This is a genomic window from Kitasatospora sp. NPDC001683 (assembly GCF_053596495.1).
The window spans coordinates 80,949-106,108 of sequence record NZ_JBSFGK010000007.1 but is presented as its reverse complement, the minus strand read 5'-3'; the positions used below and the strand labels follow the sequence as shown (position 1 = coordinate 106,108).

The following is a 25,160-nucleotide window of genomic DNA, read 5'->3' as shown; positions in this document are numbered from 1 at the left end:
CCGCCAGGGCGCATGTCCGCTACCCGTAGGCTGACCGGGTGACATCCCTCGACCCGACCGTGAAGTCCCTGCTCGCCGACCCATACGGCGCCTACGCCAAGCTGCGCGCCGAGGCGCCCGTCCAGCGCATCGTCGGCCTGGACGGCCTGCCCGCCTGGCTGGTGACCCGCTATCCGGACGTCCGCCAGGCCCTCGCCGACCCGCGCCTCGCCCTCGACAAGGTGCACGCCGCACCCGGCAACTACCGGGGCCTCGCGCTGCCGCCCGCGCTGGACGCCAACCTGCTCAACATGGACCCGCCGGACCACACCCGGATCCGCCGCCTGGTCGCCCGGGCGTTCACCCCGCGCCGGGTCGCCGCCCTGCGCGCGCCGATCGAGCGCGTCGCCGAGCAACTCCTCGACGCCATGGAGGACACCTCCGCGCCGACCCGCCGCGCCGACCTGCTCGCGAGCTACGCCGCGCCGCTGCCGATCACGGTCATCTGCGACCTGCTCGGCGTCCCCGAGGACGACCGGCACGACTTCCGCGCCTGGACCGACGCCCTGATCACCCCGGACCCGGCCCGCCCCGAGCAGGCCCGTGACGCCGTCAAGGCGATGCTCGGGTTCTTCACCGGCCTGATCGAGCGCAAGCGCACCGAGCCGGCCGACGACCTGCTCTCCGACCTGATCGCCGTCCGGGACGAGCAGGACCGGCTGAGCGAGGACGAGCTGACCTCGTTGGCCTTCCTGATCCTCTTCGCCGGCTACGAGAACACCGTCCACCTGATCGCCAACGCCGTCCTCGCCCTGCTCACCCACCCCGAGCAGCTCGCCGCGCTGCGCGCCGAGCCGGAGCTGGTCGCTGGCGCCGTCGAGGAGTTCGCCCGCTTCGACGGCCCGGGCCCGCTGGCCATCCGCCGCTTCCCGCGCGAGGACGTCACCATCGGCGGCGTCACCATCCCGGCGGGGGAGACGGTGCTGCTCTCGCTCGCCTCCGCCAACCGCGACCCCGAGCAGTTCACCCACCCCGACCGGCTGGACCTGCGCCGCCGGGAGAACGGCCACCTCGCCCTCGGCCACGGCATCCACTACTGCCTGGGCGCCCCGCTGGCCCGGATGGAGACGGCGCTCGCGATCACCGCGCTGCTGCGCCGCTTCCCCGCGCTGGCCCTGGACGTCCCGGTCGAGCAGCTGCGCCACCGACCCGCCCTGCGGGCCCGTGGCCTGCTGGAACTCCCCGTCCGGTTCTGACCGGGCGACCGGGAACCGGCGTGACGTCGACGGCGTTGTCGTGGTCGGACAGCGTGATTCGGACGGTGGTGGAGGAAACCCCATGAGTGTGGCCCTGACGAAGGGTGGCAACGTCTCCCTGAACCGGCAGGCGCCCGGCGTGCGGTCCGTCCGGGTCTGCCTCGGCTGGACGGCCGGCGCCGGTTACGACCTGGACGCCAGCGCCCTGCTCTGCGGGGCGTCCGGGAAGGTGCCCACGGACCAGCACTTCGTCTTCTTCAACAACCTGCAGAGCCCGGACGGCGCGGTGCGTCACCTCGGCACGGGCGGCGGGGGCGAGGACCGGGAGCGGATCGAGGTCCGGCTCGCGGACGTCGCGGCCGACGTGCAGAAGGTCGTCTTCGCGGTGGCGATCTACGACGCGGCGCAGCGCCGGCAGACCTTCGGGCAGGTGCGCGGCGCGTACGTCCGCCTCACCGACGCGGACGGCGGCGCCGAGGTGGCCCGCTACGACGTCACGCCGGAGACGGGCAGCGAGACGGCGATGGTGTTCGGCGAGTTGTACCGGCACGGCGCGGACTGGAAGTTCCGCGCCATCGGGCAGGGCTACGCCTCGGGGCTCGCGGGCATCGCCACCGACTTCGGGGTCGACGTCCTGCAGCCGGCGCCGGCCGCCGCGCCCGTCGCCGCGTCCACCGCCCCGCCGCCGCCCGTCGCTCCGGCCGCCCCCGCCCCCGCCGCCGTTCCCGCTGTTCCGAAGACCCAGCCAGCAACAGGGAGTTCCGCCGTGACGTGTTTCTTCGACCCCACCCACGGCGTGGGCACGGCCGTGGTGCTGTGGCAGCCGCAGTGGGGCGTGCCGCGCCAGATCGAGACCTGCGCGGCCTGCGCCCAGCGGGTGCAGACCACCGTCCCGCCGTTCTACACGCCGCCGCAGGCCGGCTACCCGCAGCAGCAGGTCCAGCCGCAGGTGCCCGCCCAGCAGCATGAACAGGGCGGCCGCCGCTTCGGCACCGGCGCCATGCTCGGCGCGGGTGCGGCGGGCCTGGTCGGCGGCATGCTGCTGAACGAGGCGCTGAGCGACGACGAGCCGCACGTGGTGGTCAACAACTACTACGAGGACGACGACGACTCCTTCTTCTGACACCCGCGCCGGTCCGGTCAGCCGATGACGACCGCCATCTGCCCGTAGGTGGCGTAGCCGTCGGCGAAGTCCTGTTCGGAGACCGTGGTGCGGCCGCGCGCGGGGTCGTTGAGCGAGACGTTGCCGCCGCTGAACCCGGTGACGACGACGGTGTGTTCGGCGGGCCCCGCGTACGGGATGCTCCGGCCGTCGTACGCCGTGTACGTGGTGGTGGCGAGGTGCCGCCAGAGGTAGTCCACCCAGACGATCGCCGGGTGGCCGGCGGCCAGGTGGTCCTTCAGCTCCTGGACGGAGACGCCCTCGTCGTCCTGGAGCACGGTGAGCCCGTAGGAGCGGGCGGCCCCGGCGACCGGTGGGTGGTAGACGCCGAACCCGGTGCCGCCCGTCTCCGAGCCGTTCGGGTCGCCGACGAACGCCCGGTAGGGGTCGCCGGAGCGTGGGCCGGAGTGGCCGAACTCGGGGTGCTCGCGGTCGACGCCGATCCGATCCAGGATCTGCTGGTCGTCCGCGTCCACGCCCCGTGCGGCGAGGACCATGCGCAGTGCGGCGGCCTCGCAGTCGTCGCTGAGCTGCTGGTGGTAGTAGGGGACGCTGACGTCGTCGAGGGTGCCGGGGGCGCCCCGCGCGGGGCCGGTGCCCGCCGCCAGGGTCGCGGTGGTCAGGACGGCGAGCCAGGACGCTCGCGCTCGTGCGGTGATCGCCATGGCCATGACGCTACGAAGGCCGGTTGCGCGCCGCAGCTGCTGGGCGGCGATCAGGTGACGGAGCGTACGCGGTGGTGGTCCCGGAGGAGCTGACCCGGTGCCAGCGACTGTCCGTGCCATGCGCTTGGATGGGATCGTTGCACCGCCTGGACCACCGGGCCGGGCCACGGCGGCTGGGCCGCCGACTCGCTGCCCGAGGTGATCGGCGCGCTGGCGCTGCTGGCCACCTTCGAGGAGCGGATCACGGGCGATGACGCCGAGGCCGCGCTGGACGAGTTCGAGGCGCTGGTCGCGCAGTTGGGCCAGGGGTCGGAGAAGTCGGACCTCTGGGTCGGCCTGCTGGAGCAACTCCGGGAGAACTGCGAGGAGTTCGACGAGGAGTTCGGCGAGGACTGACCCCCCCGGACCGCCCTCCCGCACCGAACGGCTGCCCGAAGCAACCGCGTCGGGCGGCCGTTCGGCTTCTCACGCCCGCCGGTACGCCCCCGCCCGGGCGGCGGCCTCGGCGGCGGCCGCGGCGCGGTCGGCGGCGGGCTCGTCGAGCGGCTCGGCGGTGGTGAGCATCCGGTAGTAGAGCGGCGCCGAGACGGCCCGGATCACCTCGAACGGGTCGGTGTCGGGCGGGAGTTCGCCGCGCTCGACGGCCTCGGTGACGCACGGCGCCCACTCCTCGACCCGGCGCCGGTAGAAGTGCCGCAGGGCCTCGGCCGTCCCCGGATCGCCGTTGGCGGCCACGATGACGGCGCGGAAGAGCGCGCCCTGCCGGGGGTCGGCCAGCGTGCGCTGGACCAGCCGGGCGTTGGCCCGCAGGTCCTCGGCGAGCGAGCCGCTGCGGCTGCGCGGCAGCGACTGCTCGGCCATGTCGGCGAGCAGGTCGGCGACCAGGGCGGTGGTGCTGCCCCAGCGGCGGTAGACGGTGGTGCGGCCGACCTCGGCGCGCTGGGCGAGGTCGGCGAGGTCCAGGCCGCCGAAGCCGTGCTCGACCAGGGCGTCCTCGGCGGCCCGCAGGACGGCGGCGCGGACCCGGGCGGTGCGGCCGCCGGGGCGGACGGTGCCGGGCGTCCCAGGTGTTGCGGGCGTCCCGGGCGTTGCGGGCGTCCCGGGCGTTGCGGGTGTCCCGGGCTCGGCGGGCTCGGGGGAGCCGGCGGGCTCGGCGGGGGCAACCGGTTCGACGGCCATTAACGGGATTCCTGTTCCATTAGCCGGGAGAGGTCTGCTAGCTTCGAAACATCCTAACGGAACGGGAGTCCCATTAGAGGGCTCCGAGGGGAGTACGGTCATGACAACCACCACCACGCGATCCACCGGCATGGAGTACCGCCGGCTCGGCGCATCCGGACTCCGGGTCCCCGCGCTCAGCCTCGGCACCGGCACCTTCGGCGGCCGCGGCCCGCTGTTCGGCGCCTGGGGCACCACCGACGTCCAGGAGGCCCGCCGCCTGCTCGACATCGCCATCGACGCCGGAGTCACCCTGTTCGACACCGCCGACGTCTACTCCGACGGCGCCTCCGAGGAGGTGCTCGGCCAGGCCGTCCGCGGCCGCCGCGACCAGGTGCTGATCTCCACCAAGGCCGGCCTGCCGCTCGGCGACGGCCCCCAGGACGCCGGCACCTCCCGTGCCCGGCTCATCCGCTCCGTGGACGACGCGCTGCGCCGCCTCGGCACCGACCACCTCGACCTGTTCCAGCTGCACGCCTACGACGCGGCCACCCCGATCGAGGAGGTGCTGGCCACGCTGGAGGACCTGGTCCGCGCGGGCAAGATCCGCTACACCGGAGTCTCCAACTTCTCCGGCTGGCAGCTGATGAAGTCCCTGGACCTCGCCGACCGCCACGGTCGCCCCCGCTACGCCGCCCACCAGGTCTACTACTCCCTGGTCGGCCGCGACTACGAATGGGACCTGATGCCGCTCGCCCAGCAGGAGGGCGTCGGCGCCCTGGTCTGGAGCCCGCTCGGCTGGGGCCGCCTCACCGGCCGGATCCGGCGCGGCCATCCGCTCCCGGCCGGCAGCCGGCTGCACGACACCGCCGACTACGGCCCGCCGGTCGAGGACGAGTTGCTGTACCGGGTGGTCGACGCCCTGGACGAGATCGCCGCCGAGACCGGCCGCACCGTCCCCCAGGTGGCGATCAACTGGCTGCTGCGCCGCCCGACCGTCTCCTCGGTCATCATCGGCGCCCGCAACGAGGAGCAGCTGCGGCAGAACCTCGGCGCCGTCGGCTGGTCGCTGACGGAGGACCAGGTCGCCCGCCTGGACGCGGCCAGCGCCCGCACCGCGCCCTACCCGCACTTCCCGTACCGTCGCCAGGCCGGCTTCGCCCGGCTCAACCCGCCGCTGGCGGGCTGACCTGCCGAAACCCCGTTCACCGGCTTCGCCGGCCAGCCTGGGTGGGCTGCTGATCGCCGGGGGCGCGGACCTCCCGATCGGCGAGGGCCGCGCCCCCGGCATCGCCGACGCGCCGGCGCGCGGCGGCCGGCGGCGTGATGACCCTGCCGTCGTGGGCGCACGAGTCAGCCGCCGAGGTCGTCCGTCGTCAGCTCGGTCCCCGTCCGGAAGAGCTCGACCTGGTGTCCGGCTCCGGCAATCTCGACCTGCCCGGCAGCGAGAACTGGTACGTCCCGGACCCAGCCGTCGTGCCGGCCGACCTCGCCGCGAAGACGGAAGGCGCCTCGCTCCCCGATCAGACCCTCCTGATCGTCGAGGTCAGCTCTCCTTCCGGCGCGGACACCGACCGCGTCGTCAAGCGCCATCGGTACGGCCAGTACGGCGCTCCGCTCTACCTCCTCGTCGACCGGCAGAACCGCACCTGCACCCTGTACGGCGAACCGACCCGCCTCGGGTCCGCCAAGGAGAGCGGCCCGCACCCCTTCGGTGCGCCGGTCCACCTGCCGAGTCCCTTCGACCTCGACCTCGACACCACCCGCCTGTAGCCGGGCTACGAGCGGGCGGAAGCCTTCGCGCGGGCGCCGGTCGCGATCCGGTTGGGCCGTTCAAGTGATTGCCACCGGCTCCGGGCGGGTACGGACGGGCCGCGCGGGGTGGCGGACCCGGGTGGCGGCGCGCTGTGGGCCGGGCGACGATGAGCCGGAGCAGAGCCAGGACCAGCCGGGACCAGTCCCCGAACACCGGGAAGAGGCCCCCATTGACCTCCCAACCCTCCCGCGACGCCGAGAAGCAGCAGCCGCCCGGATCCACCGCGGTCTGCGGGCGGGCCCAGACACGGCGCTGGCGAGCGCTGACGGTCTGCCTGGTCGCCGGGTTCATGACCCTGCTGGACGTCAGCATCGTGAACGTCGCGCTGCCCACCGTCCGGGCCGGACTGCACATGTCGGACAGCGGCCTGCAGTGGGTGCTCAGCGGCTACGCGCTCGCCTTCGGCCTGGTGCTCGTCCCCTCCGGGCGGCTCGGTGACGCTCGCAGCAGGCGGGCGGTCTTCCTCGCCGGACTCGCCCTGTTCACCGCCGCCAGCGCGCTGGCCGGGGCGGCCCAGGACCAGGAGTGGCTGGTGCTGGCCCGGCTGTTCCAGGGCGCGGCCGGCGGGGTGCTGGTGCCCCAGGTGTCCGGCTTCATCCAGACCCTGTTCCAGGGCGCCGAACGCGGCCGGGCCTTCGGTGCACTCGGCGCCACCATCGGGCTGTCCACCGCCGTCGGACCGCTGCTCGGCGGAGTGCTGATCCACCTGTTCGGCCCGCAGGACGGCTGGCGCTGGGTGTTCCTGGTCAACCTGCCGATCGGCGTCGCCGCCCTGCCGATCGCCTACCGGCTGCTCCCGCCGCCCCGCCCGACCGCCGAACGGGCCGGGCACCGCGACTTCGACCCGGTCGGGGTGCTGCTGCTCGGCGCCGGGACGGTCGCCCTGCTGCTGCCCTTCGTCCAGCAGCAGCAGTGGCACAGCCCGGCCCGCTGGCTGCTGCTGCCGGTGGCGGCGGTGCTGCTGGCCGTCTTCGTCGGCTGGGAGCGGCACTACGGGCGGCGACGCGAACCGCTGGTCAGCATGGCCCTGTTCACGGTGCGGCCGTACGCGGCGGGAGTGCTGCTGTCACTGGTGTACTTCGCCGGGTTCACCGCGGTCTTCTTCATCTTCACGCTCTACTTGCAGGCGGGCCTGCACTACTCGGCGCTGGCGGCGGGCCTGGCCGTCACCCCCTTCGCGGTCGGCTCGGGCGTGTCGGCGGCGGTGGGCGGGCGGCTGGTCAGCCGGCTCGGACGACGGCTGGTGGTGGCGGGGCTGGTGCTGGTGCTGCTCGGCCTGCTGGCCTCCGCCCTGGCGGTGCAGCTGTGGTCCGGGCCCTCGGTGGCCTGGACGACGCTGGGCCCGCTGCTGGTCGCCGGGGTGGGCAGCGGCCTGGTGATCTCCCCGAACCAGACGCTCACCCTCCAGCACGTGCCGATCGCCCGCGCCGGCAGCGCCGGCGGCGTCCTGCAGACCGCCCAGCGGGTCGGCTCGGCCGTCGGCATCGCCCTCGTCGGCTCGGTCTTCTTCGCCCATGCCGCCGGCCGCCACCCCGACTGGGCCCTCGCCTTCCAACTCGGCGACACGGTGGCATCGGGGCTGGTCCTGGCAGCGCTGCTGGTGGCCCTGGCCGACGAATGGGCGAACCGGCGGGAGAATGCGGAACAGCCCCGAGCGGGGTGACGACGAGCCGGGTCGGCCGGGGGCGTTGGGAGGTGCGGCATGACGGATGCCCGGGTGGAGTTCCTGGCGGCGGCCCGCGCGGCCGAGGGGCTGTTGCGCCGGCCGGAGGTGGCCCAGGAGTGGGAGCGGCCGAGTGCGTTGGCGCAGTGGAGCGTGGGCGGCCTGGCCGGGCACCTGGCGTACCAGGTGCTGTGCGTGCCGGAGGTGCTGGCCGCCCCGGCGCCAGGCGAGGAGACGGTGGGGCTTCTGGAGCACTACCGGCGGTCGCAGTGGCTCGGGGCCGGAGTCGATGCCGAGATCAACGTGCGGATCCGGCAGAGCAGCGAGGCGCTGGGGGCGTCCGGCCCCGTCGCGTTGAGCCGACGGGTCGCCGACACCATCGCCGGACTCCCGGCGGTCCTCGCGGGCGAGGACGGCGCCCGGGCGGTCCGGCTGCCGTTCTGGGGAGCGTGGTCGCTCGCGCTGGACGACCTGCTGACCACCCGGACGATGGAACTGGCCGTCCACGCGGACGACCTCGCGGTCAGCGTCGGGGTGCCGACCCCCGAACTTCCGCCGGAGACCTCCGAGTCCGTGATCGGGCTGCTGACCCGGCTGGCGGTGCGGCGGCACGGCCCGGTGAGCGTGCTGAGGGCACTCAGCCGGGCCGAGCGGGCGCCGGGGAGCATCGCCGCGTTCTGAAACGGCCTTGCGCCGATCAGTGGTCGGCGCGGATCAGTGGTCGCGGCGCCGGATCACCACCGTCGCGATGACCACCGAGGCCAGCGCCCACGCCGCGTACGTGGTCCAGGCGCCCGCGACCGTGGCCGGGTAGTCGGTGGGCCGCATGCCCGCCAGGGTGATCCGGGCCAGGCGCTGCCAGGCGGGGAAGGGCAGGATGTGCAGCAGGTCGGCCGTCCAGCGGTAGCGCTCGGTGACCAGGGACGGCAGGAAGAACAGCACCACCACGGTGCCCACCACCGCGCCCGCGCTGTGCCGGATCAGGGTGCCGAGGCAGAGCCCGACCAGCCCGCACACCGGGGCGAACAGCGCGGCGGCGGCCACGTACCGCAGGGCGGACGGGTCGGTGATGGACTGCCCGATGCCCCGGTCGGCCAGGACCGCCTGGGTGAGGCCGAAGGAGCCGCCCGCGGTGACCGTCCCGAAGCCGAGCAGTACCGCCGTCAGCACGGCGGCCTTGGCGAGCAGCACCGCCCGGCGGTCCGGGACGGCGGCCAGGGTGGTGCGGATCAGCCCGGTCGCGTACTCGCCCGCGATGACGATGGCGCCCAGGCCGCCGCCGACCAGCATCAGGGTGTCGGCGGAGACGATGTCGAAGGAGTCGTCCAGCGCGATCTGCGCCATCACCGCCGGGTCGCCGTCGCCGGGCACGTAGTGGTCGTGGGTGTACTGGGCGGACTTGAGGTTGGCGGCGATGGCGAGCAGCGTGGCGAGGCCGAGCACCCAGGGGATCGAGCGCAGCGACCAGAACTTGAGCCACTCGGCGGCCAGCAGGTCGCCGAAGCGGTGGCGGCGAACGGGGGTCGGGAGGGTGGCGGTGCTCATCGGGGCTCTCCGGCGAGGTACTCGACGCTGTCGGCGGTCAGTTCCATGAAGGCCTCCTCCAGGGAGGCGCCGCGATCGGTCAGGGCGTACAGCAACAGGCGCTGTTCCAGGGCGAGTTCGCCGATCCGGCCGGCGTCCAGGCCGGTGACGTCCAGGGTGCCGTCCGGGCCGGGGCGCACGGTGGCGCCGACGGCGCGCAGCACGGCGGTCAGCCGGTCGGGTTCGGCGGCGCGGACGGTGACGGCGGCCCGGCCGGCGCGGGCGGCGAACTCGCTGAGGCCCTCGTCGGCGATCAGCCGTCCGCGGCCGATCACCACCAGGCGGTCGGCGGTGTGCTGCATCTCGGCCATCATGTGGCTGGAGACGAAGACCGTCCGGCCCTCCGCGGCGAGTTGGCGGAACAGTCCGCGCACCCAGAGCACGCCCTCCGGGTCCAGCCCGTTGAGCGGCTCGTCGAAGAGCAGGACGGGCGGGTCGCCGAGCAGGGCGCCGGCGATGCCGAGGCGCTGCTTCATGCCCAGCGAGTAGCCACCGATCCGCCGCCCGGCGGCCTCGGTGAGCCCGACCTCGGCCAGCACCTCCTCCACCCGGCCGTAGGGGATGGCGTTGCTGCGGGCCAGCGCCATCAGGTGGGCCGCGCCGGTGCGGCCGCCGTGCACGTCGCCCGCGTCCAGCAGCGCGCCGACCTCGCGCAGGCCGCGCGGCAGGCCGCGGAAGGTCCGGCCGTCGACGGTGGCGGTGCCGGAGGTGGGGTCGTTGAGGCCGAGGATCAGCCGCAGGGTGGTGGACTTGCCGGCGCCGTTGGGGCCGAGGAAACCGGTGACGTGGCCGGGGCGGACGGTGAAGGTCAACCGGTCGGCGGCCGTCCGGCGGCCGTAGCGCTTGGTCAGTTCGATGACTTCGATCATGGGCACCACGGTGCCGGGGGAGCCCCTGCCGACGCATCGGACCGGTGTCGACACCGCAGGTCGGCCCCGGTCGTACAACCACGGTCGGATGACGGCGCCCACCCCCGTCGTTACGATCTTGAACCATGCCCGCGACACCGACGCCCCCGCTCATCCGGCGCGTCCCGCCCGAGGCCTGGGTCGCCCTCGCCTGGTGCGTGGCCGTCGCCTATCCCGCCGTGCTGCTCCGCGACACCGGGTGGCGGCAACACGGCGCGGCCGCGCACGGCGGCCTGCCCTTCACCCTGGCCACCACGGTGGTGGCCTTCGCCGGTGCCGCGCTGGTGCGCCGGGTGCCGGTGCTCTCGGTCGCCGTGCTGCTGATCGCCACCTGGACCGAGACCGACGGCTGGTCCGCGAGGTTTTCGCAGGTGCCCCCGGCCGCGCTGCTCGCCGTGGACGTCGCGCTCTTCGTGATCACCGCCGGAGCGCCGCGCCGCAGTTCGCGCGCCGCTTTCGCGCTGGTCATGACCTTCCTGGTGCTGCACATCGGACTCGTCCCCGGCAACACCGTCGGCATCTTCACCGGCACCCACATCGGCAGCGCCGACGGCGCGGCCCTGCTCGCCCTGGTCGCCCGGCTGGCCGGGCGCTCGCTCCGGCAGAACCGGGAGCACGCCGAGGCACTGAGCACCCGGGCGGCCACCGAGGCGGTCACCGCCGAACGGCTGCGGATCGCCCGGGAGATGCACGACACCGTCGCGCACAGCATCGGCATCGTCGCACTGCAGGCCGGCGCCGCCCGCCGGGTGATCGACCGCCGGCCGGAGCGGGCCAAGCAGGCCCTGGGCGAGATCGAGGCCGCCGGCCGGGAGACCCTGGCCGCGCTGCGCCGCATGCTGGTCGCGCTGCGGCAGGCCGACGGCGAGGTGTCGGACACCGCCCCGCACGGCCTGGCCGATCTCGACCGGCTGGCCGAGACCACCACGGCTGCGGGCGTGCGGGTCGAGGTGCGGCGCGCGGGCGAACCGGGCCCGCTGCCACCGGAGATCGACCTCTCGGCGTTCCGGATCATCCAGGAGTCGGTCACCAACGTGGTCCGGCACGCGGGGGTCCGCGACTGCCTGGTGACCGTCGGCCGGACGGCGGGGGAGCTGTCCGTCGAGATCACCGACCGCGGCCGGGGCCACGGCACCGCGCCCGGCAGCGGTTTCGGCCTGGCCGGGTTGCGCGAGCGGGTCGCCCTGCTGCACGGCGAGTTCGAGGCCGGGCCGCGACCGGACGGCGGCTTCCGGGTCGCCGCCCGGTTGCCGATCCCCGACTCCGCGGAGGTCGCCGCATGATCCGCGTGGTCCTGGCCGACGACCAGCCGCTGGTGCGGGCCGCCCTGGAGATGGTCATCGCCGAGACGACCGACGTCGAGGTGGTCGGCGAGGCGGGCGACGGCGCCGAGGCCGTCCGGCTGGCCGCCGAACTGCGGCCGGACGTCGTGGTGATGGACATCCGGATGCCCGGCACCGACGGCATCGAGGCCACCCGGCAGGTGACCGCCGACGGCGGGCCGACCAGGGTGGTCGTGCTCACCACCTTCGACGAGGACGAGCACGTGTACGCGGCGCTGCGCGCCGGCGCGTCCGGCTTCCTGGTCAAGGACATGGCGCTGGACGACATCCTCGCCGCGGTGCGGGTGGTCGCCGCGGGGGAGGCGCTGATCGCGCCGAGCGTCACCCGGCGGCTGATCGGGGCGTTCGCGGGACAGCGACCGAAACGGACACCGGTCCCGGCCTCGCGCCGGCTGGACGTGATCACCGACCGGGAGCGGGAGATCCTCACCCTGGTCGGCCGGGGGTTGTCCAACACCGAGATCGCCGCCGAGCTGGTCCTCAGCATCGCCACCGTGAAGACCTACATGACCCGGCTGCTCGCCAAGCTGGACGCCCGCGACCGGGTCCAACTGGTCATCCTGGCCTACGAGACGGGCCTGGTCTCCGTCCCCGGCTGACCAGGCCGCCGCCGATCAGTCCTTGACGGCCACGCCCGCGTACATCGCGATGTCCCGGTCGCGGATGACCGGGGCGTCGGCGTCCACGTAACAGGTGCGGCCCTGGGGCGTGCTGGACATCAGGGCCCGGGCGTGGGTCAGCACGATCGGGTCGTTGTCCACGTACGCGACCCGGGCCTCGGGGGCGACCGCCTGGGCGATCTCGTGCAGGTTGGGCGAGGTGGGGATGCCGGTGCCGATGTCCAGGAACTGCCGGACCCCGTACCGCTCGGTGAGGTGGCGCACCGAGCGCTGCATGAAGTCCCGGGTGGTGCGCATCGAGATCGGCAGCGCCGGCCAGGCCTGCACCGAGGCGTGCGCGGCGGCCCGGTCCGCCTCGAAGTTGGTCTTGCCGCCGATGAGGTAGTCGTAGACCGTTCTTAGCGATGTCGGCCAGTGTTGGCCGAATCACCTGAATCCGGACAGGTAGTCCGGTGACCTCGCGAACGGTCTTCGAGGTCGGGGAGCAGCGTGAGTTGGTCGCCTCGGTCCGGCCGGGTCTTGTCGCCTCCGTTTGGCGTGCCCGCTGTCCTGGGTGGGCTCACGGTCCCACGCGCCTTCGGGATGAACACGGTCTGGCCGGTAGCTCTCCCCGTGCTCATCCTCTGGTGAGCGGGGGTCACACCTGGCCGACGCCGGATTCGATGCCCGAGGGCGCGCCGTCCGATCACCACCGAAGCGCCGTGGTGCCTGGTGGCGGTGGTGGTGGTCTGTTGCTGGAGCGGGGTCTTCCAGTACTTCTCGCCCCAGATGCTGGTGTAGGCAGGATCGACCGCGATCACGACCAGGCCCTGGTGGTAGGCCATGGCGCGCAGGCGTTCCCGGAACTTCGCGGTGGGGATACCGGCGACGGTGCGGCGGAACCTCTTGCCGCGTGCGCCCCGTCCCATGGTTTCGCGGCCGGTGGTGCGGGCGTCGTCGAATCCCAGGTTCTCGATCGCGATCCCGGCGCAGTGATGCTCCCGGGCGGTACGGATCAGGTCGGTGATGGCCTGGCGAAGGTGCCCGTCCCGCTGGCTGGCGGGGCCTGTGATGGCGATCGCGATGGTGAGCGGGTCGCCGATAGGGTTGCCGTGCGGGTCGAGGACGTAGGCGGCGAGGTGGTCGGCGTTCAGGTCCACGCCGAGCATGCGTTCACCGAACGCCCGGATCTCCTCGGGGGTGGGCAGGACGGCGGTGTCGGCTCCCCAGGAGGCGTCCAGGTACCAGCGGGCACGCTCCGGGACGTACACGATGTCGTACCGCACGGCCCGGTGCGCGGCCGCGCGTTCCTGCCACTCCTCCCGACGGTGGTGGAACCGCACGGTGCAGCCCGGCTTGTACCGGCCACGGGGCGCGTTGGCCAGGTACCGGAGCGGCTCCGGAAGGACGAGAGACACCGAGCCGTCCTCGGGATCGACAGTGATGGTGTAGTTGCCGTGCGGGGCGCCGGTCTCCCCGTCAGCGGTCAGGAACAGCCGCGCCGCGTCCCAGCGGGCGTCCCACTGCTCCTCGGTGAGCCCGGCGTCCACCAGATTGTGCCTCGCCCTGGCCAGGCGACGGCCGCCGACCGCGATCGACGGACGACCGGCCTCGATCCGCTGCTCCACCTCGGCGAGACGGGCGGTGAGCACCGACAGGCGGCGCTGCTTGGTCCAGCGCTCTGCCTGGTCGGGGTAGCCGCGCACCTTCCCGGCCTTCTCGCCGCACGCAACCGCCAGCCGTTGCCGGATGGCGCGGATGGCGCGGCGAAGGCAGGCGCGCTCGTCGTACAGGCAGCGCAGGGAGAGCTGGTACTGGTCCTCGCTGGCGCGGGTCATCGCCCCGGCCCAGCGAGAGGAGGACACGGAGGTCAGCGCTTTCTTGCGCTCTGCCCGCCGGTTCTCCTTCACCTTCACCCGGCCCAAGCCGACTCGCTCGGCCAGGTCGGCCCGCTGATGATGTCCGAGGTGCTGCCCGACCAGCCGCAGCACCTCGGCCTCTTCGGGGTTGAGGCGCAGTCGGTCCCGTACGCGAGCACCCGTGGGAGCGGCGACGGTGAAGGGGGCCGCGATCGTCCGCAACTCACGCTTCTTCTCACGGCGCCTGCCCACGATGACAACCCTCCCCTCAACAGCCCCTCAACCACCAACCCAAACACGCCCTACCGCCCTGCCGGACTCCGATCGCCCACCTCATCACCCATACGGGGGACACTATGACCTACCGTGGCCGACAACCGAATCAACAGTTGCTTACCCGCGCGGAGTGCGGCACGTCCATCCGCAGGTCGACCGACGGGTGTTCCTCGTTCGTCACGCTCGCGCTCCCCGTAGCTGCTGGCCATCCGTCACCGGCCGCCCCGGCGACCGGTCCCGGTGCGCATGGTAACGGTTCGCCAGTGCGACGAGATGACGAATGTTCAGCTCTGGGACGCCTCCGGACCCCGCGCCTCCAGCCCCACGGCCTGGCGGGGGAGCGCCCCGGACCCGGCCCGCCCGCCGCGCCCGGCCGCCAGCTCCACCGCCGCACCGATCCAGGCCGCACCGAACGCCCAGGTCGCCACCCACTCGCACAGGTACATCGGCCGGACCGTCCAGCCGGCCCCGAACCCGGAGAGCCCCGCGACCGCCGCCGCCACCAGCGCGACCAGGATCAGCACCCCAGCGGCGAGGTAGGCCGTACCGACCCGGGCCGGCTGCGTCGAACGCGGATTGCGGAAGGAGTACAGGCAGAACAGCGCCAGCATCACGAACAGCAGCGCGGCGAACACCAGGTGGAACACCCCGACCGTGTACTGCAGCCCGGTCGGATCCCGCGGCGCCGTCGGGCACAGCGCCACCCCCAGCGCGAACACCCCGGCCGCCGTGCTCCACCGGTCGTCCCGCCCGTCGAACCGGTAGCAGATCAGGAACACGCCGAGCGCGCACAGCGCCCCGACGAGGAGGTTCCGCGTCCCCGTGTAGTACGCGGCGCTCATCGACGCGGGCCAGTACCCGTCCGTCGAGCGCCCGGTGACCTCGTCCGCCAGCCAGTTGCCCAGCGGCAGGGCAGGTGGCAGCAGCACGCCGATCGCCCCGACGCCGAAGCGCAGGAAACTGACTGTGTGTTCGTCCTGGACGGTCTGTGGTGCCGGGGAATCCGTTGCTCTCCGGTCGTCGGTCATGGACGCCTCCTCGCTGGTCGCGCGATGGTTGGCCGCCAACTGGTGTACCCGCAAAGGGAGATCGCCCCACCACCGAATCGAGTGGTTTACCGGCCGGACCGCTCGCCGGCCGACCGCTACAACGCCGCCTCGGCGCCCGGTTCCAGGACGAACTCGGCGTCGTCCGCGTCGTAGTCGTACAGCTCCCCGTAGCGGCCCCAGTCGATCGCGGTCTCCAACTGCCGTCGGGCGTCCACGGTGTCGAAGCCTGCGCGCAGCAGGTCGAGGAAGAGGTCCTCACGCAGCTTGTGGTCCTCGGTGGTGGCCAGGGCCTGGACGATGGCGCGGACCAGGGGTGCGTGGCGGGCGGCGTTGCGGGCGAACAGCTGCTTGCTGGTGAGGATGTCGGCTGCGGCGAACTCGCGGCCGGCCGCGGTGATGGCGAAGCGGCCGCCGGTGGTGCGGGCGAGGTCGAGCAGCACGGCGGCGTCGACCAGCGGGAGCAGGTCGTCGACCTCGAAGTTCAGTTCGTCGGCGATCTCGGCGAGGCCCTCCTCGCCGCCCATGGCGAGCAGGATCTCCAGCAGGCCGGCCAGGCCGCCGACGGTGGCGGGCGGCAGCGGGGTGGTGATCGGGGTGGCCGCCTGGCGGGCGGCGGGTTCGGCGGCCGGCTGTTCCTCGCGGCCGGTGAGGATGCCGTAGACGGTGTCGACCAGGGCCTCGAACTGGGGGGTGCGGCGGTCGCGCGGACGGGGCAGGTCGACGGTCAGTACGGCGCGGATCCGGCCCGGGTTGGAGGACAGCACCAGGATCCGGTCGGCCAGCAGCACCGCCTCCTCGATGTTGTGGGTGACGATCAGGATCGACCTGACCGGGGCCTCGTGCCCCTCCCACAGGCCGACCAGCTCGTTGCGCAGGTTCTCGGCGGTCAGCACGTCCAGGGCGGAGAACGGCTCGTCCATGAACAGCGCGTCCGGCTCGACCACCAGCGCCCGGGCGAAGCCGACCCGCTGGCGCATCCCGCCGGACAGCTCCTTGGGGTAGGCGCCCTCGAAGCCGTCCAGGCCGATCAGGTCGATCGCCCGCAGGGCGCGCTCGCGCCGCTCGTCCTCGTCCACCCCGCGGGCCTGCAGGCTCAGTTCGACGTTCTGCTGGACGGTCAGCCAGGGCAGCAGGGCGAAGGACTGGAACACCATCGCCACTCCCGGGTTGGCGGCCCGCAGCGGGGTGCCGCGGTAGGTGACCGTCCCGGAGGAGGGCGGGATCAGCCCGGCCAGGCAGCGCAGCAGGGTGGACTTGCCGGAGCCGGACTTGCCGAGCAGGGCGACGATCTCGCCCTCGGCCAGGTGCAGGCTGATGTCGTCGAGCACCGGCAGGGCCCGCCCGTCCGGGGTGGTGAAGGTCTTGGTGACGTCGGAGGCCTCGACGATCGCGGTGCGGGTGGCGGCGGCGGTCACGGTGCTCCTCGGCGGACTGGTCAGAGGGCGTAGCGGGTCTCGGAGAGCCGGTAGAGCCGGCGCCACAGCAGCCGGTTGAGCGCGACCACGTAGACGCTCATCACACTGACCCCGACGAGGATCTTCGGGAAGGTCCCGGTGCGGGTCGCTTCGGCGATGTACGAGCCGAGCCCGGTGGCGGTGAGGTGGTGCGAGCCGTAGTCCACCACCTCGGCGACGATCGAGGCGTTCCAGGCGCCGCCGGCCGCGGTGATGCCGCCGGTGATGTAGTACGGGAAGACCGCCGGGAGGATGAACGCGCGCCAGCGCAGCCTGCCCCAGACCTGGAAGCCGGTCATCGCCTCGCGCAGGTCGCTGGGGATCGCGGAGGCCCCGGCGATGACGTTGAACAGGATGTACCACTGCGCGCCGAGCGCCATCAGCAGCACCGAGCCGAGGTTCAGCGAGATCCCGAGGGCGACGAAGGCGGCGGTGGCGAACGGGAACAGGAAGTTCGCCGGGAAGCTGGCCAGCACCTGCACCAGCGGCTGGGCGAACCGGGTGACCCTCGGGTTCATGCCGATCCACACCCCGATCGGCACCCACACCGCGGTCGCCGCCACGAGCAGCACCAGCACCCGAAGGAAGGTGGCCGCGCCGAGGGCGAAGGCGTGGCCGAACTCGCCGAGGCCGACGGTGGTGTGGACGTAGGCGAAGGCCTGCCAGGCGCCGAAGACCACCACGGCGGCCACCGCCCCGGCGAAGAACACGTCCCCGGTGCGCTCCCGGGCGGCGGGGCGGGCCAGCGGGTGCTCGGCCAGGCCGAACACCCGCATGCCGCGGTCCAGCGCGAACCCCAGCGGCCGCAGCGGCCGGGCCGCCAGCTCCGGCAGGCTGGAGCGGCGCAGCAGGTCGAGGACGAGGCTGCGCGGCCGGTCGGTGGCCTCCGACTCCTCCACCCGGAACCGTTCGGACCAGGCCGTCATCGGCCGCCAGAACAGCACGTTGACGCCGATCACCAGGACGATCATCACGCCGATCGCGATGCCGACCTGGCCCAGGTCGCCGTTGCCGATCGCGGTGGCCGCGTAGGAGCCGATGCCGGGCAGCGCGTAGCGGTGGTTGAGCACGCTGATCGACTCGGAGGCGGCGAGGAAGAACCAGGCCCCGCCGAAGCTCATCATCCCGTTCCAGACCAGCGGGATCATGCCGCTGGGCACGTCCAGGCGCCAGAACCGCTGCCACTTGGTCAGCCGCATCACCCGGGCCGCCTCGTCCAGTTCGCGCGGCTGACTGACCAGGGTGTAGTAGAACGCGAAGGTCATGTTCCAGGCCATCGAGGTGAAGATGGCGAAGATCGACGCGCATTCCAGGCCGAGCGTGGAGCCGGGGAAGAGGTTGATGAAGGCGGTGACGGTGATCGACAGGAAGCCCAGGATCGGCACCGACTGGAGGATGTCCAGGACCGGCAGCAGCACCTTCTCGGCCCGCCGCATCCGGGCCGCGGCGCTCGCGTAGACGAAGGTGAAGAGCACCGAGGCGAACAGCGCGACGAACATCCGCAGCAGCGAACGCACCGCGTAGAACGGCAGGTTCGACGGGTCGGTGGAGACGGTGGCGGGAGCCTGGTCGGGCAGGAACGGCGCGTCCAGCGAGGGGGCGAGCCGCAGCAGCCCGTACAGTCCGGCCACCAGCGCGGCGGCGACCAGGACGTCCACCCAGCGCAACTCGGGGCGGCGCCAGACACCGCGCGAGGGGAAACCGCCGCTGCCGCCGGCCACCCGCACCACCGTCCGTCCGCTGCTCGCCGCCTGGGGGCCGACCGCACCGGCCTGACCGCGCACCAGCCTCGCCGCAGACGGACGGGCCCGCCACCGGAGGGCTGCTCACGGGTGGCGGGCCGGGCGGGGGCTCAGCGTGTCGCGGCGCCGGCGGTACGGGCGATCAGCGCGTTGAGCAGGGCGGCGCCACGTTCGGCGTCGTCGACGCTGACCGCGAAGTCCCGGCCGCGCCTGGTGCGGACCACCAGGCAGTCGCCCCGGCGCAGGAACACGATGCTGCCCCCGCGGTGGAGCCGGTAGCCCCAGCCGCCGGCCTGGCGGGCGGTCAGCTGCTCGGCCCGGGCCGAGACGAGCTCGGCGGGGGCGAGGCGCCGGGCGGGCCGGCCGAACGGGCCGAAGCCGACGTGCAGGCCCTCGTCGTCCACCCGGACCCGCACCGAGGAGCTGAGCAGGGCGGCGACGGAGCCGAGGCCGAAGAGGACCGCCGACGGCCAGTCGGCGGACTCCGTGAGCCCGCTCGCGGCGAGCAGGAATCCCGGCACCGAGAGCAGCCCCAGGACGGCGGAGAGCAGCTGCAGCCAGTGGTTGGAGGCCTGGGAGAACCAGACCACCCGCTCACCCGCCCTGAGTTCCAGCTCCGGCGCCCCGGGCCTGGCGGGCACGGTGGCGGCCCGTCGGGTCGCCAGCCAGGCCAGGGCGCCCGCCAGGCCGGCCGCCAGGACGATCAGGACCACCTCGATGCCCATCGGCGCGGCGTCCTGCCAGCGGGCGCGGTCCAGGTTGGAGCGCACGATGGAGGCCTGGGCCCCGCTCAGCAGCACCCCGGTGGCGGCCAGCACCGGTCCGGCGAAGCCGCGGGCCGAGCCGGGCCGGAAGCGCAGGGCGACGGCGAGACCGGCCGCGACCAGCAGCCAGAGGCCGGCCGGGAACAGCGCCGCCGTCATCAGCGGCATCGAATCGTCCGGGTGGCTCCCGCTCCAGTGGGTCGCCACCTGCTTCGGCAGCCGGTCGCGGGCGGTCAGCGGCAGCGCGACCAGCAGTGCCGCCACACCGAGTGTCCAGACCACCGCCCCCCACAGCGCTCCCCGGCGGGCCGGCCGGCTTGAGGCGGGCTCTCCCGCAGGTTCTTCGTTCCTCACGACATCCCCCTGATCAGATCCACGAGATCGTTCCTGCTGTAGCCGGCCCGGGCCGCGTCGGCAATCAACTGTCGTACCCGGTCCACCAGTTCGGCGCGGGTGTCGGCGTCCGTCGCGACCGTGATGCCGCGGCCCCGGCGGAACTCCAGCACCCCTTCGTCGCGCAGGGCGCGCAGCCCGCGCAGCACGGTGTTGGTGTTCACCCCGAGGGCCCGGGAGAGCTCCCGGGCGGGCGGCAGCTTGTCGCCGGGGGTGCACTCGCCCTCCGCGACGGCCCGTCGGATCGCGCCCGCCACCTGCTCGTGCAGGGGGCGGGCGTCGCCAAGATCCAGCTTCAGCAACATGGTGCCAATGACGATAGCACCATTCGATCGTCGTGCCGGGGCCAGGGGATTACCGGCCTCGGTACTGGTGGGCTCGCGCGTTCAACGGTCGCCGGTTCTTCGAAAGGATCAGCCCGACCGTGACTGAAGGTGATCCGGGTGGCAGAGCGGCGGCTACCAGTGCGGCGACGACGGGAAGCGGATGCACCATGCCCGAGTGAGAAGCGGCTCGACGGCCATCCAACGCGCCGCTCCGCCAGCGCCGAACCGGTCGTTCCAGGACACCGACACGGCCAGCTCGGCACGGACGGGCTGTGCCTGCGGCCGATGCGCAACGGGACCCGGCCGGTCGCCGACGATGCCTACTGCTCAGGATGCCGACCGCGAGTTCCTCACGGCGACCGCCGGGTCGGCTGACCGGCGCGTTCTCCGAACCACCCCGGCGTCCCGTCGTTGGGTACGATCGATCTGAATTACATATTCGAAGTCAGATGTGCTCTTACGAACACTGGGGGGTTCCGTGCCCAAAGGCTACTGGGTCAGTGTCTACCGCACCATTTCAGACCCTGAGAAGCTGGCTGCCTACAACAAGCTGGCCGGTCCGGCCGTCCGGGCCGGGGGCGGGCGGCTCCTCGCCCGTGACGGTCGGGTCGTCGCACACGAGGCCGGAATCGCCGAGCGCACCATCCTGATCGAGTTCGACAGCTTCGAACAGGCCCTCGCGGCCCGCGAGAGTGAGGCCTACCAGGAGGCGCTGGCCGCGCTCTCCGACGGCGTCGAGCGCGACTTCCGCATCATCGAAGGCATCGACTGACAATCGGCGACCTGCCCGGCGTCCGGCTCCGGCGGGCACCGCGACGGAGAAGGAGCACCACGCCGCCGGGCAGGGTACGCGACCAGAGTCGGCTCGCGGCTCACCTTGAATGAGGACACCGGGGGCCGACCCGGACACCGGTGCGCCGGTCAGCACCACGGCCCGGCGTTGTCGCCCTGCTCACCGGCCTCCCGTCCGGTCCGTGCCCCAGCCGCCACGCGCGCAGCCGGCGGCGGCCTTTCGCCTCGGCCGGGCTCTGGGCCGGGTCGAGGGCTTCCTCGTCCGGGGGTGCAGCAGGCGCTGGTACCGCAACAGGCCCTCCGGTGCGCTGTCGGCGCTCCTTTCTCCGGGGTGGTGAGGGTCCGCCCGCGATGGCGGCGGTGAAAATCGCTGTCCGATCGGCGGAACGCAGTGACAGAGATCCAGGGTGACAACACACTCGAGTTCCCCGTTCTGCTGCGACTGATCGACGAACGGTCAACTGCCTTCCGCGCCGCGGTCGCCTCCGCGCCCGGCCTCGACGTGCAGGTGCCGACCTGCCCCGAGTGGACGCTGTTCGATCTGGCGCAGCACATCGGCGAGGGGCGCCGCGACTGGGCCGCCACCGTCGCCGCAGGGCCTGCTCCGACCAAGTCCGCAGCCAGGCCAGCAGGGCCTCGGGGAGCAGAGCCGCTTCGCGATCAGCTGCCGGTCCTCGCCGGGTCAGGGGACGTAGAGGCTCTGCGCCTCGGTGACGCGGCCGTCGTCGCCGGCCTGGATCACTTCGAGGACCTCCCCGGCGCAGTCCGCGCCGGAGTGGATCTCCGCCGCCTCGTCCGTGAGGTCGTCGACGATGCTGGCGATCCCGTCCAGTGCGTAGCACCCGGAGGGGTCGGTGTGGGTCGTGCCGTTGACCGCCAGGTCTCCGGTGGCCGCCGCGGCCGGACCGGCACCCAGGGCCAGGGGTGCGGCGAGGGGGAGAGCCCGGCCCGCGTACGGAGTGCGTAGGGAACACCACCTGGCGCGTCAGGAAGCCGTCAACAAGGGCCGACCGACCGGCCAGGCAGCGATTGGGTGGAGGTCGACGGAGCACCCAACCACACGAGGACGGACCATGCACGGCAACGGGCGGCAGCAGGACGGCGCGGCACCCAGGGTGGTGGTCGGGGTCAGCGGGTCGCTGGGGAGCCTGGCGGCGCTGCACCGCGGGGTGGCCGAGGCCCGGAACCGGGGCGCGGAGCTGTGGCCGGTGCTCGCCTGGGAGCCGCCGGGCGGCGAGCACGGCTACCGGCGCTCGCCCTGCCCACCGCTGCTCGCCGCCGTCCGGGAGGCCGCCGAGCGGCGCCTGGACGAGGCGCTGGACGCTGCCTTCGGCGGCGCCGACCCGGGCGTGCCGGTGCAGCCGGTGGTGATCCGCGGCGAGACCGGGCCCGCCCTGGTGCACCTCGCCGACCGGGCCGACGACCTGCTGGTGCTCGGGCGCAGCGGCGGCCCGCTGCGCCGCCGGCTGCGGCGCCCGGTGTCCGGGTACTGCGCCCGCCGGGCCGGCTGCCCGGTGCTGACCGTCCCGGTGCCCGAACTGCTGCACGACCTGGAGGCCCTGCACCGCCGCGCCCGCTGGCACCTGCCGGTCGGCCCCGCGCCGGAACTGCTCCCGGCGAAGGGGTAGCCGGGGGCCTGCTGCCGGCGGTTCGGACCGTACGGTCCGAACCGCCCCATGGACGGCCCCCGGGCCCCGGCCGGTACTCCGGAGCCCGCGACGGCCGGAGGCGCCCCCGGCGCCTCACCGTGGAGTGGCCGCCGTTCGGACAGCGGGCCGCCGCCCGCAGCGGCCACTCCACACTCTCCTCGCCGTAGGCGAGTTGACGGTACAACAGCCACCCCCGCCCGGGCGGTGCGGATAAGGACGCGCAGAATGTCCGTATGCGGATGACGAACACCAATGCGACCACGAACGCGACCACGAACGCGGACACGAGCACGCCGAGGGCGGCGACGGGCGAGGACGTCGGGGCGATGTCCCGGGTGCTGGCCCGGGCCTTCGAGGACGATCCGATGATGTGCTGGTTCTTCCCGGAGGACGCCACCCGCCCGGCCGCGCTGGGCAGTTACTTCACCACGCTGCTCACCCGCCAGTACCTGCCGTACGGGCTGTGCGAGCGCACCGAGCACGCGGCCGCGTTCTGGGTGGCGCCGGAGGCGCAGGAGAAGGCCGTACCGGACGAGGGCACGATCCGGGAACTGGCGGAGCTCCTCGGGGACCGGGCCGGCTGGTTCCGGCAGTGCGTCGATGCGGCCGCCGCGACCGCGCCGCAGGAGGCGCACTGGTACCTGGCGGTGATCGGCGCGGACCCGCTCGCGCAGGGCCGGGGGCAGGGCGCCGCCCTGCTGCGCTCGGGGCTCGCCCGGGCGGACGCGGCGGGGCTGCCGGTCCACCTGGAGTCCTCGAAGGCGGAGAACCTCGCCGTCTACCGGCACTTCGGCTTCGAGGTGCTGGAGGAGGTGGCGCTGCCGGGCGACGGGCCGACCCTGTGGACGATGCGCCGCGCGCCGCGCGGCTAGCGGTTGACAACCCTCAGTCATCGGCAGCGAGTTCGGCCGGTACGGCGATCACGTCGACCAGTGCCTCGCCGCGCAGGACGGTGAGCGGGAGGGAGCGCCCGATGGCGTCCGCGAGCATCAGGCGCTGCAGGGCCTGGGCGCTGCCCATGGGTTCGTCGTCGGCGGTGAGCGGCAGGTCGCCCGCGCGCAGCCCGGCCCGGGCGGCCGGAGCGCGCCCGGGGCTCCACCGGCGGATACGCTGCCGGTCAGTGCGCGAAGGGCGGTTCGAAGCAGCCGGACTCGGGGTACGGCCCGGTGGCCTTCGCCTGGTAGTTGCTCCGCTGCACGAAGCCTATGACGCAGGCGTCGTCGTGCACTTGGAGGCTGACCACGGCGCCCTCGGGGGTGACGTAGTGGTCGGTCACGAAGCGCGCGTCCATCTGCCGCACCACCAGAGGCCCGTTCGGTTTCTCCTGGTACCCGAGCTTGAGCAGCGCGGTACGGACGGTCTTCGGGTCCCAGGTGCCGGCCTGCCAGAGCGCCTTGAGGACGGGCTCGATGCGGTCGGCCTCCTTCTTCGCGTCCGCCGCGCTCGCGGGGGACATCTCGCCCGCGATGCGGGAGCCGTTGTTCTCCCGGTAGTGCGGCGCGCCGTCGCCGGCTCCGGGCTCCACGTAGGGCGTGGGTGTGGCGGTGCTCGCCGTCGCCGAGTGCACGGGACGCTGTTCTCCGCACGCGGTCAAGAGAAGTGCGGCGGCGCTGAGGAAGACGACTGCGGCGACGCGCCTGGGCTGTTGGCGTATGAAGATCATGGGAATGACTCTCCCACGACGGGGAGGCCGTCCTCGGTCCGGGGCGTCCGGGCCCGCCTCAGTGCGAGGCGGGCCGGCAACATGACTCAAGTGGTCGGGAAGCTCCCGCTCTTGACCTTGGCGATGAACGCAGCCCATGCGGCAACATCAAAGATCAGCGCAGGACCACCCGGGACCTTGCTGTCGCGTACGGGGACCACGCCAGTCGCGGCGAAGAACTCCTGGGTCCAGGCGTCGGCGGGCTGGACCTGGACGCGCCAGACGATGCCGCGCCGCCGGGCGCCGTGGTCCTCGGGCAGCCAGCCGACGTAGACGCGACCGTCCGGGCTGGAAGCCGGACCACCTCGGTGGTGTCCACCAACTGCAGGCGGTGCAGCGCATCCTCGATCCGGCCGGACCGTCCCTGGGGCGTGTGGTCAAGATGGTCCGAGGACCACGGGGCGAGGGCCCGGTAGACCGGGCCGAGCGTGCGCGCCCGGTCGGTGAGCCGGTAGACCCGGCCTGGTCGTCCTGACCTGCGCACTTCTTCTGCCTCCTGCAGCTGTGGCTCCTTGATCGGCGCACGGAGGCTACAGGTGCCACGCCCGGGTGATCGCCTGCGACCACCATGCGATCACCAACGCGGAATTGGGGCTCTGACCTGCGGCTCGCGGTGAGAGCCCGCACCTGGTCCGCTCCGACCCGACTGTCTCTCGCCTGATCGACACCCTGGCCTCGCCCCGCCCGTGCGCTCGCGGCGATTCGCCGAGCGCGGGCCGAAGTCAGCGAAGGGGTCTGACGGTTGGCCGGCGAGGCGACCCGGGAAGCGGGTGGCGAGGTGGGCGTGGATATCGACGGCGTGCTCGCCCTGGCGCACTCCGGGAGGCAGGACGCGGCCAGGGCCGGGGAAAAGACGTTCGACCACCCGGCGCCCATCTATAAGAGGTTGTCTCACGTGGCAAGTTCCGCGACCTTCTTGTAGCAGGTCAGGGCAGCGGCCATGGCCAGGCCTCGGCTCTGCCAGTCGTTGCGGACCACGTACGGGATCTTGAGACCACGAGCAGCCCATGGCAGGCTCATG

26 protein-coding genes and 2 pseudogenes are annotated in these 25,160 nt (G+C 73.3%); 13 read left to right on the top strand and 15 right to left on the bottom strand.

Going from position 1 to position 25,160, the window contains the following annotated elements:
* Window positions 1-38: 38 nt before the first annotated feature.
* Together ACWCYO_RS06040 and ACWCYO_RS06035 are read left to right on the top strand one after the other, a co-directional pair.
* The gene (locus ACWCYO_RS06040) at window positions 39-1,235 is read left to right on the top strand and encodes a cytochrome P450 family protein (RefSeq protein ID WP_449783527.1); all 1,197 of its coding nucleotides are present in this window, start codon (window positions 39-41) and stop codon (window positions 1,233-1,235) included.
* 82 nt (window positions 1,236-1,317) lie between these two features.
* Window positions 1,318-2,358 carry a TerD family protein gene (locus ACWCYO_RS06035; RefSeq protein WP_449783526.1) on the top strand — a complete coding sequence of 347 codons (1,041 nt, stop codon included), beginning with the start codon at window positions 1,318-1,320 and terminating at the stop codon, window positions 2,356-2,358.
* Between the two features lie 17 nt (window positions 2,359-2,375).
* Here the strand turns inward: ACWCYO_RS06035 and ACWCYO_RS06030 are convergent, their stop codons facing one another.
* Window positions 2,376-3,062 (bottom strand): C39 family peptidase, encoded by a 687-nt coding sequence (locus ACWCYO_RS06030; protein WP_270141271.1) that lies wholly within the window; start codon window positions 3,060-3,062, stop codon window positions 2,376-2,378.
* A gap of 198 nt (window positions 3,063-3,260) precedes the next feature.
* On the opposite strand from ACWCYO_RS06030, the gene ACWCYO_RS06025 reads away from it, so the two are divergent.
* Window positions 3,261-3,458 carry a hypothetical protein gene (locus tag ACWCYO_RS06025; protein WP_449783525.1) on the top strand — a complete coding sequence of 66 codons (198 nt, stop codon included), beginning with the start codon at window positions 3,261-3,263 and terminating at the stop codon, window positions 3,456-3,458.
* Between the two features lie 69 nt (window positions 3,459-3,527).
* On the opposite strand, the gene ACWCYO_RS06020 is transcribed toward ACWCYO_RS06025, so the two are convergent.
* Window positions 3,528-4,241, bottom strand: coding sequence for a TetR/AcrR family transcriptional regulator C-terminal ligand-binding domain-containing protein (locus ACWCYO_RS06020; RefSeq protein WP_449783524.1), 714 nt, complete (start codon window positions 4,239-4,241; stop codon window positions 3,528-3,530).
* Between the two features lie 130 nt (window positions 4,242-4,371).
* On the opposite strand from ACWCYO_RS06020, the gene ACWCYO_RS06015 reads away from it, so the two are divergent.
* The 4 genes from ACWCYO_RS06015 (at window position 4,372) to ACWCYO_RS06000 (ending at window position 8,380) form a co-directional block, all read left to right on the top strand.
* Window positions 4,372-5,409, top strand: a complete 1,038-nt coding sequence (locus ACWCYO_RS06015) for an aldo/keto reductase (RefSeq protein WP_449783563.1) — start codon at window positions 4,372-4,374, stop codon at window positions 5,407-5,409.
* A gap of 137 nt (window positions 5,410-5,546) precedes the next feature.
* A complete protein-coding gene (locus ACWCYO_RS06010; protein ID WP_449783523.1) occupies window positions 5,547-5,993 on the top strand; it encodes a Uma2 family endonuclease in 447 nt (148 codons plus the stop codon).
* Between the two features lie 332 nt (window positions 5,994-6,325).
* On the top strand, window positions 6,326-7,699 hold the full coding sequence (locus ACWCYO_RS06005; RefSeq protein ID WP_405000783.1) for an MFS transporter: 1,374 nt from the start codon (window positions 6,326-6,328) through the stop codon (window positions 7,697-7,699).
* Between the two features lie 39 nt (window positions 7,700-7,738).
* On the top strand, window positions 7,739-8,380 hold the full coding sequence (locus ACWCYO_RS06000) for a maleylpyruvate isomerase N-terminal domain-containing protein (protein WP_449783522.1): 642 nt from the start codon (window positions 7,739-7,741) through the stop codon (window positions 8,378-8,380).
* Window positions 8,381-8,413: 33 nt separating this feature from the next.
* On the opposite strand, the gene ACWCYO_RS05995 is transcribed toward ACWCYO_RS06000, so the two are convergent.
* Together ACWCYO_RS05995 and ACWCYO_RS05990 are read right to left on the bottom strand one after the other, a co-directional pair.
* Window positions 8,414-9,244: an ABC transporter permease gene (locus ACWCYO_RS05995; RefSeq protein ID WP_449783521.1), complete on the bottom strand. Its 831-nt coding sequence runs from the start codon at window positions 9,242-9,244 to the stop codon at window positions 8,414-8,416.
* A complete protein-coding gene (locus ACWCYO_RS05990) occupies window positions 9,241-10,152 on the bottom strand; it encodes an ABC transporter ATP-binding protein (protein ID WP_449783520.1) in 912 nt (303 codons plus the stop codon). Before ACWCYO_RS05990 ends, ACWCYO_RS05995 begins: the two co-directional genes overlap by 4 nt.
* Window positions 10,153-10,277: 125 nt before the next feature.
* Here ACWCYO_RS05990 and ACWCYO_RS05985 point away from each other — a divergent pair, with 125 nt between their 5' ends.
* Both ACWCYO_RS05985 and ACWCYO_RS05980 read left to right on the top strand, forming a co-directional pair.
* Entirely contained in the window at window positions 10,278-11,474 is a 1,197-nt protein-coding gene (locus ACWCYO_RS05985; protein ID WP_449783519.1) for a sensor histidine kinase, read from the top strand.
* Entirely contained in the window at window positions 11,471-12,133 is a 663-nt protein-coding gene (locus ACWCYO_RS05980) for a response regulator (protein ID WP_449783518.1), read from the top strand. The genes ACWCYO_RS05985 and ACWCYO_RS05980 overlap by 4 nt, the downstream gene beginning before the upstream one ends.
* Window positions 12,134-12,208: 75 nt before the next feature.
* On the opposite strand, the pseudogene ACWCYO_RS05975 reads toward ACWCYO_RS05980, so the two are convergent.
* The 7 genes and pseudogenes from ACWCYO_RS05975 to ACWCYO_RS05945 all read right to left on the bottom strand — a co-directional run.
* Window positions 12,209-12,547 (bottom strand): annotated as a pseudogene (locus tag ACWCYO_RS05975) (SAM-dependent methyltransferase); the annotation flags it as partial.
* A 5-nt stretch (window positions 12,548-12,552) separates the two neighbouring features.
* The gene (locus ACWCYO_RS05970) at window positions 12,553-14,244 is read right to left on the bottom strand and encodes a hypothetical protein (protein ID WP_449783517.1); all 1,692 of its coding nucleotides are present in this window, start codon (window positions 14,242-14,244) and stop codon (window positions 12,553-12,555) included.
* A 308-nt stretch (window positions 14,245-14,552) separates the two neighbouring features.
* Window positions 14,553-15,296 (bottom strand): hypothetical protein, encoded by a 744-nt coding sequence (locus ACWCYO_RS05965; RefSeq protein WP_449783516.1) that lies wholly within the window; start codon window positions 15,294-15,296, stop codon window positions 14,553-14,555.
* 116 nt (window positions 15,297-15,412) lie between these two features.
* Window positions 15,413-16,732 (bottom strand): ABC transporter ATP-binding protein, encoded by a 1,320-nt coding sequence (locus ACWCYO_RS05960; RefSeq protein WP_449783515.1) that lies wholly within the window; start codon window positions 16,730-16,732, stop codon window positions 15,413-15,415.
* Window positions 16,733-16,752: 20 nt separating this feature from the next.
* Complete coding sequence (locus tag ACWCYO_RS05955; protein WP_449783514.1) at window positions 16,753-18,555, bottom strand: ABC transporter permease; 1,803 nt, start codon at window positions 18,553-18,555, stop codon at window positions 16,753-16,755.
* A gap of 68 nt (window positions 18,556-18,623) precedes the next feature.
* Entirely contained in the window at window positions 18,624-19,559 is a 936-nt protein-coding gene (locus ACWCYO_RS05950) for a DUF1648 domain-containing protein (RefSeq protein ID WP_449783513.1), read from the bottom strand.
* A 68-nt stretch (window positions 19,560-19,627) separates the two neighbouring features.
* Window positions 19,628-19,975, bottom strand: coding sequence for a GntR family transcriptional regulator (locus tag ACWCYO_RS05945; RefSeq protein ID WP_449783512.1), 348 nt, complete (start codon window positions 19,973-19,975; stop codon window positions 19,628-19,630).
* 499 nt (window positions 19,976-20,474) lie between these two features.
* Between ACWCYO_RS05945 and ACWCYO_RS05940 the strand changes: the two genes are divergently transcribed.
* The 4 genes from ACWCYO_RS05940 to ACWCYO_RS05925 all read left to right on the top strand — a co-directional run bounded on the left by ACWCYO_RS05940 (window position 20,475) and on the right by ACWCYO_RS05925 (window position 23,309).
* A complete protein-coding gene (locus ACWCYO_RS05940; protein WP_270141243.1) occupies window positions 20,475-20,768 on the top strand; it encodes a DUF1330 domain-containing protein in 294 nt (97 codons plus the stop codon).
* Window positions 20,769-21,188: 420 nt separating this feature from the next.
* Window positions 21,189-21,755 carry a maleylpyruvate isomerase N-terminal domain-containing protein gene (locus ACWCYO_RS05935; RefSeq protein WP_449783562.1) on the top strand — a complete coding sequence of 189 codons (567 nt, stop codon included), beginning with the start codon at window positions 21,189-21,191 and terminating at the stop codon, window positions 21,753-21,755.
* A 106-nt stretch (window positions 21,756-21,861) separates the two neighbouring features.
* Window positions 21,862-22,416: a universal stress protein gene (locus ACWCYO_RS05930; RefSeq protein ID WP_270141241.1), complete on the top strand. Its 555-nt coding sequence runs from the start codon at window positions 21,862-21,864 to the stop codon at window positions 22,414-22,416.
* A 254-nt stretch (window positions 22,417-22,670) separates the two neighbouring features.
* Entirely contained in the window at window positions 22,671-23,309 is a 639-nt protein-coding gene (locus ACWCYO_RS05925; RefSeq protein ID WP_270141240.1) for an N-acetyltransferase, read from the top strand.
* A 13-nt stretch (window positions 23,310-23,322) separates the two neighbouring features.
* Here ACWCYO_RS05925 and ACWCYO_RS05920 read toward each other — a convergent pair whose 3' ends face one another.
* From ACWCYO_RS05920 to ACWCYO_RS05905, 4 genes and pseudogenes are all read right to left on the bottom strand, one after another.
* Complete coding sequence (locus tag ACWCYO_RS05920; protein ID WP_449783561.1) at window positions 23,323-23,544, bottom strand: PDZ domain-containing protein; 222 nt, start codon at window positions 23,542-23,544, stop codon at window positions 23,323-23,325.
* 10 nt (window positions 23,545-23,554) lie between these two features.
* Window positions 23,555-24,004, bottom strand: coding sequence for a hypothetical protein (locus tag ACWCYO_RS05915; protein ID WP_449783511.1), 450 nt, complete (start codon window positions 24,002-24,004; stop codon window positions 23,555-23,557).
* 182 nt (window positions 24,005-24,186) lie between these two features.
* A pseudogene (locus ACWCYO_RS05910) lies at window positions 24,187-24,417 on the bottom strand (DUF397 domain-containing protein); the annotation flags it as partial.
* Window positions 24,418-25,030: 613 nt separating this feature from the next.
* Entirely contained in the window at window positions 25,031-25,159 is a 129-nt protein-coding gene (locus ACWCYO_RS05905; protein ID WP_270141235.1) for a hypothetical protein, read from the bottom strand.
* Window position 25,160 lies beyond the last annotated feature (1 nt).

Bases quoted from the DNA above. Each gene is read 5' to 3' on its own strand.
- ACWCYO_RS06035 (WP_449783526.1), top strand. From the start codon at position 1,318: ATGAGTGTGGCCCTGACGAAGGGTGGCAACGTCTCCCTGAACCGGCAG.
- ACWCYO_RS06030 (WP_270141271.1), bottom strand. From the start codon at position 3,062: ATGGCGATCACCGCACGAGCGCGAGCGTCCTGGCTCGCCGTCCTGACC.
- ACWCYO_RS06020 (WP_449783524.1), bottom strand. From the start codon at position 4,241: ATGGCCGTCGAACCGGTTGCCCCCGCCGAGCCCGCCGGCTCCCCCGAG.
- ACWCYO_RS06015 (WP_449783563.1), top strand. From the start codon at position 4,372: ATGGAGTACCGCCGGCTCGGCGCATCCGGACTCCGGGTCCCCGCGCTC.
- ACWCYO_RS06010 (WP_449783523.1), top strand. From the start codon at position 5,547: ATGACCCTGCCGTCGTGGGCGCACGAGTCAGCCGCCGAGGTCGTCCGT.
- ACWCYO_RS06005 (WP_405000783.1), top strand. From the start codon at position 6,326: ATGACCCTGCTGGACGTCAGCATCGTGAACGTCGCGCTGCCCACCGTC.
- ACWCYO_RS06000 (WP_449783522.1), top strand. From the start codon at position 7,739: ATGACGGATGCCCGGGTGGAGTTCCTGGCGGCGGCCCGCGCGGCCGAG.
- ACWCYO_RS05995 (WP_449783521.1), bottom strand. From the start codon at position 9,244: ATGAGCACCGCCACCCTCCCGACCCCCGTTCGCCGCCACCGCTTCGGC.
- ACWCYO_RS05990 (WP_449783520.1), bottom strand. From the start codon at position 10,152: ATGATCGAAGTCATCGAACTGACCAAGCGCTACGGCCGCCGGACGGCC.
- ACWCYO_RS05985 (WP_449783519.1), top strand. From the start codon at position 10,278: ATGCCCGCGACACCGACGCCCCCGCTCATCCGGCGCGTCCCGCCCGAG.
- ACWCYO_RS05980 (WP_449783518.1), top strand. From the start codon at position 11,471: ATGATCCGCGTGGTCCTGGCCGACGACCAGCCGCTGGTGCGGGCCGCC.
- ACWCYO_RS05965 (WP_449783516.1), bottom strand. From the start codon at position 15,296: ATGACCGACGACCGGAGAGCAACGGATTCCCCGGCACCACAGACCGTC.
- ACWCYO_RS05945 (WP_449783512.1), bottom strand. From the start codon at position 19,975: ATGTTGCTGAAGCTGGATCTTGGCGACGCCCGCCCCCTGCACGAGCAG.
- ACWCYO_RS05930 (WP_270141241.1), top strand. From the start codon at position 21,862: ATGCACGGCAACGGGCGGCAGCAGGACGGCGCGGCACCCAGGGTGGTG.
- ACWCYO_RS05925 (WP_270141240.1), top strand. From the start codon at position 22,671: ATGCGGATGACGAACACCAATGCGACCACGAACGCGACCACGAACGCG.
- ACWCYO_RS05905 (WP_270141235.1), bottom strand. From the start codon at position 25,159: ATGAGCCTGCCATGGGCTGCTCGTGGTCTCAAGATCCCGTACGTGGTC.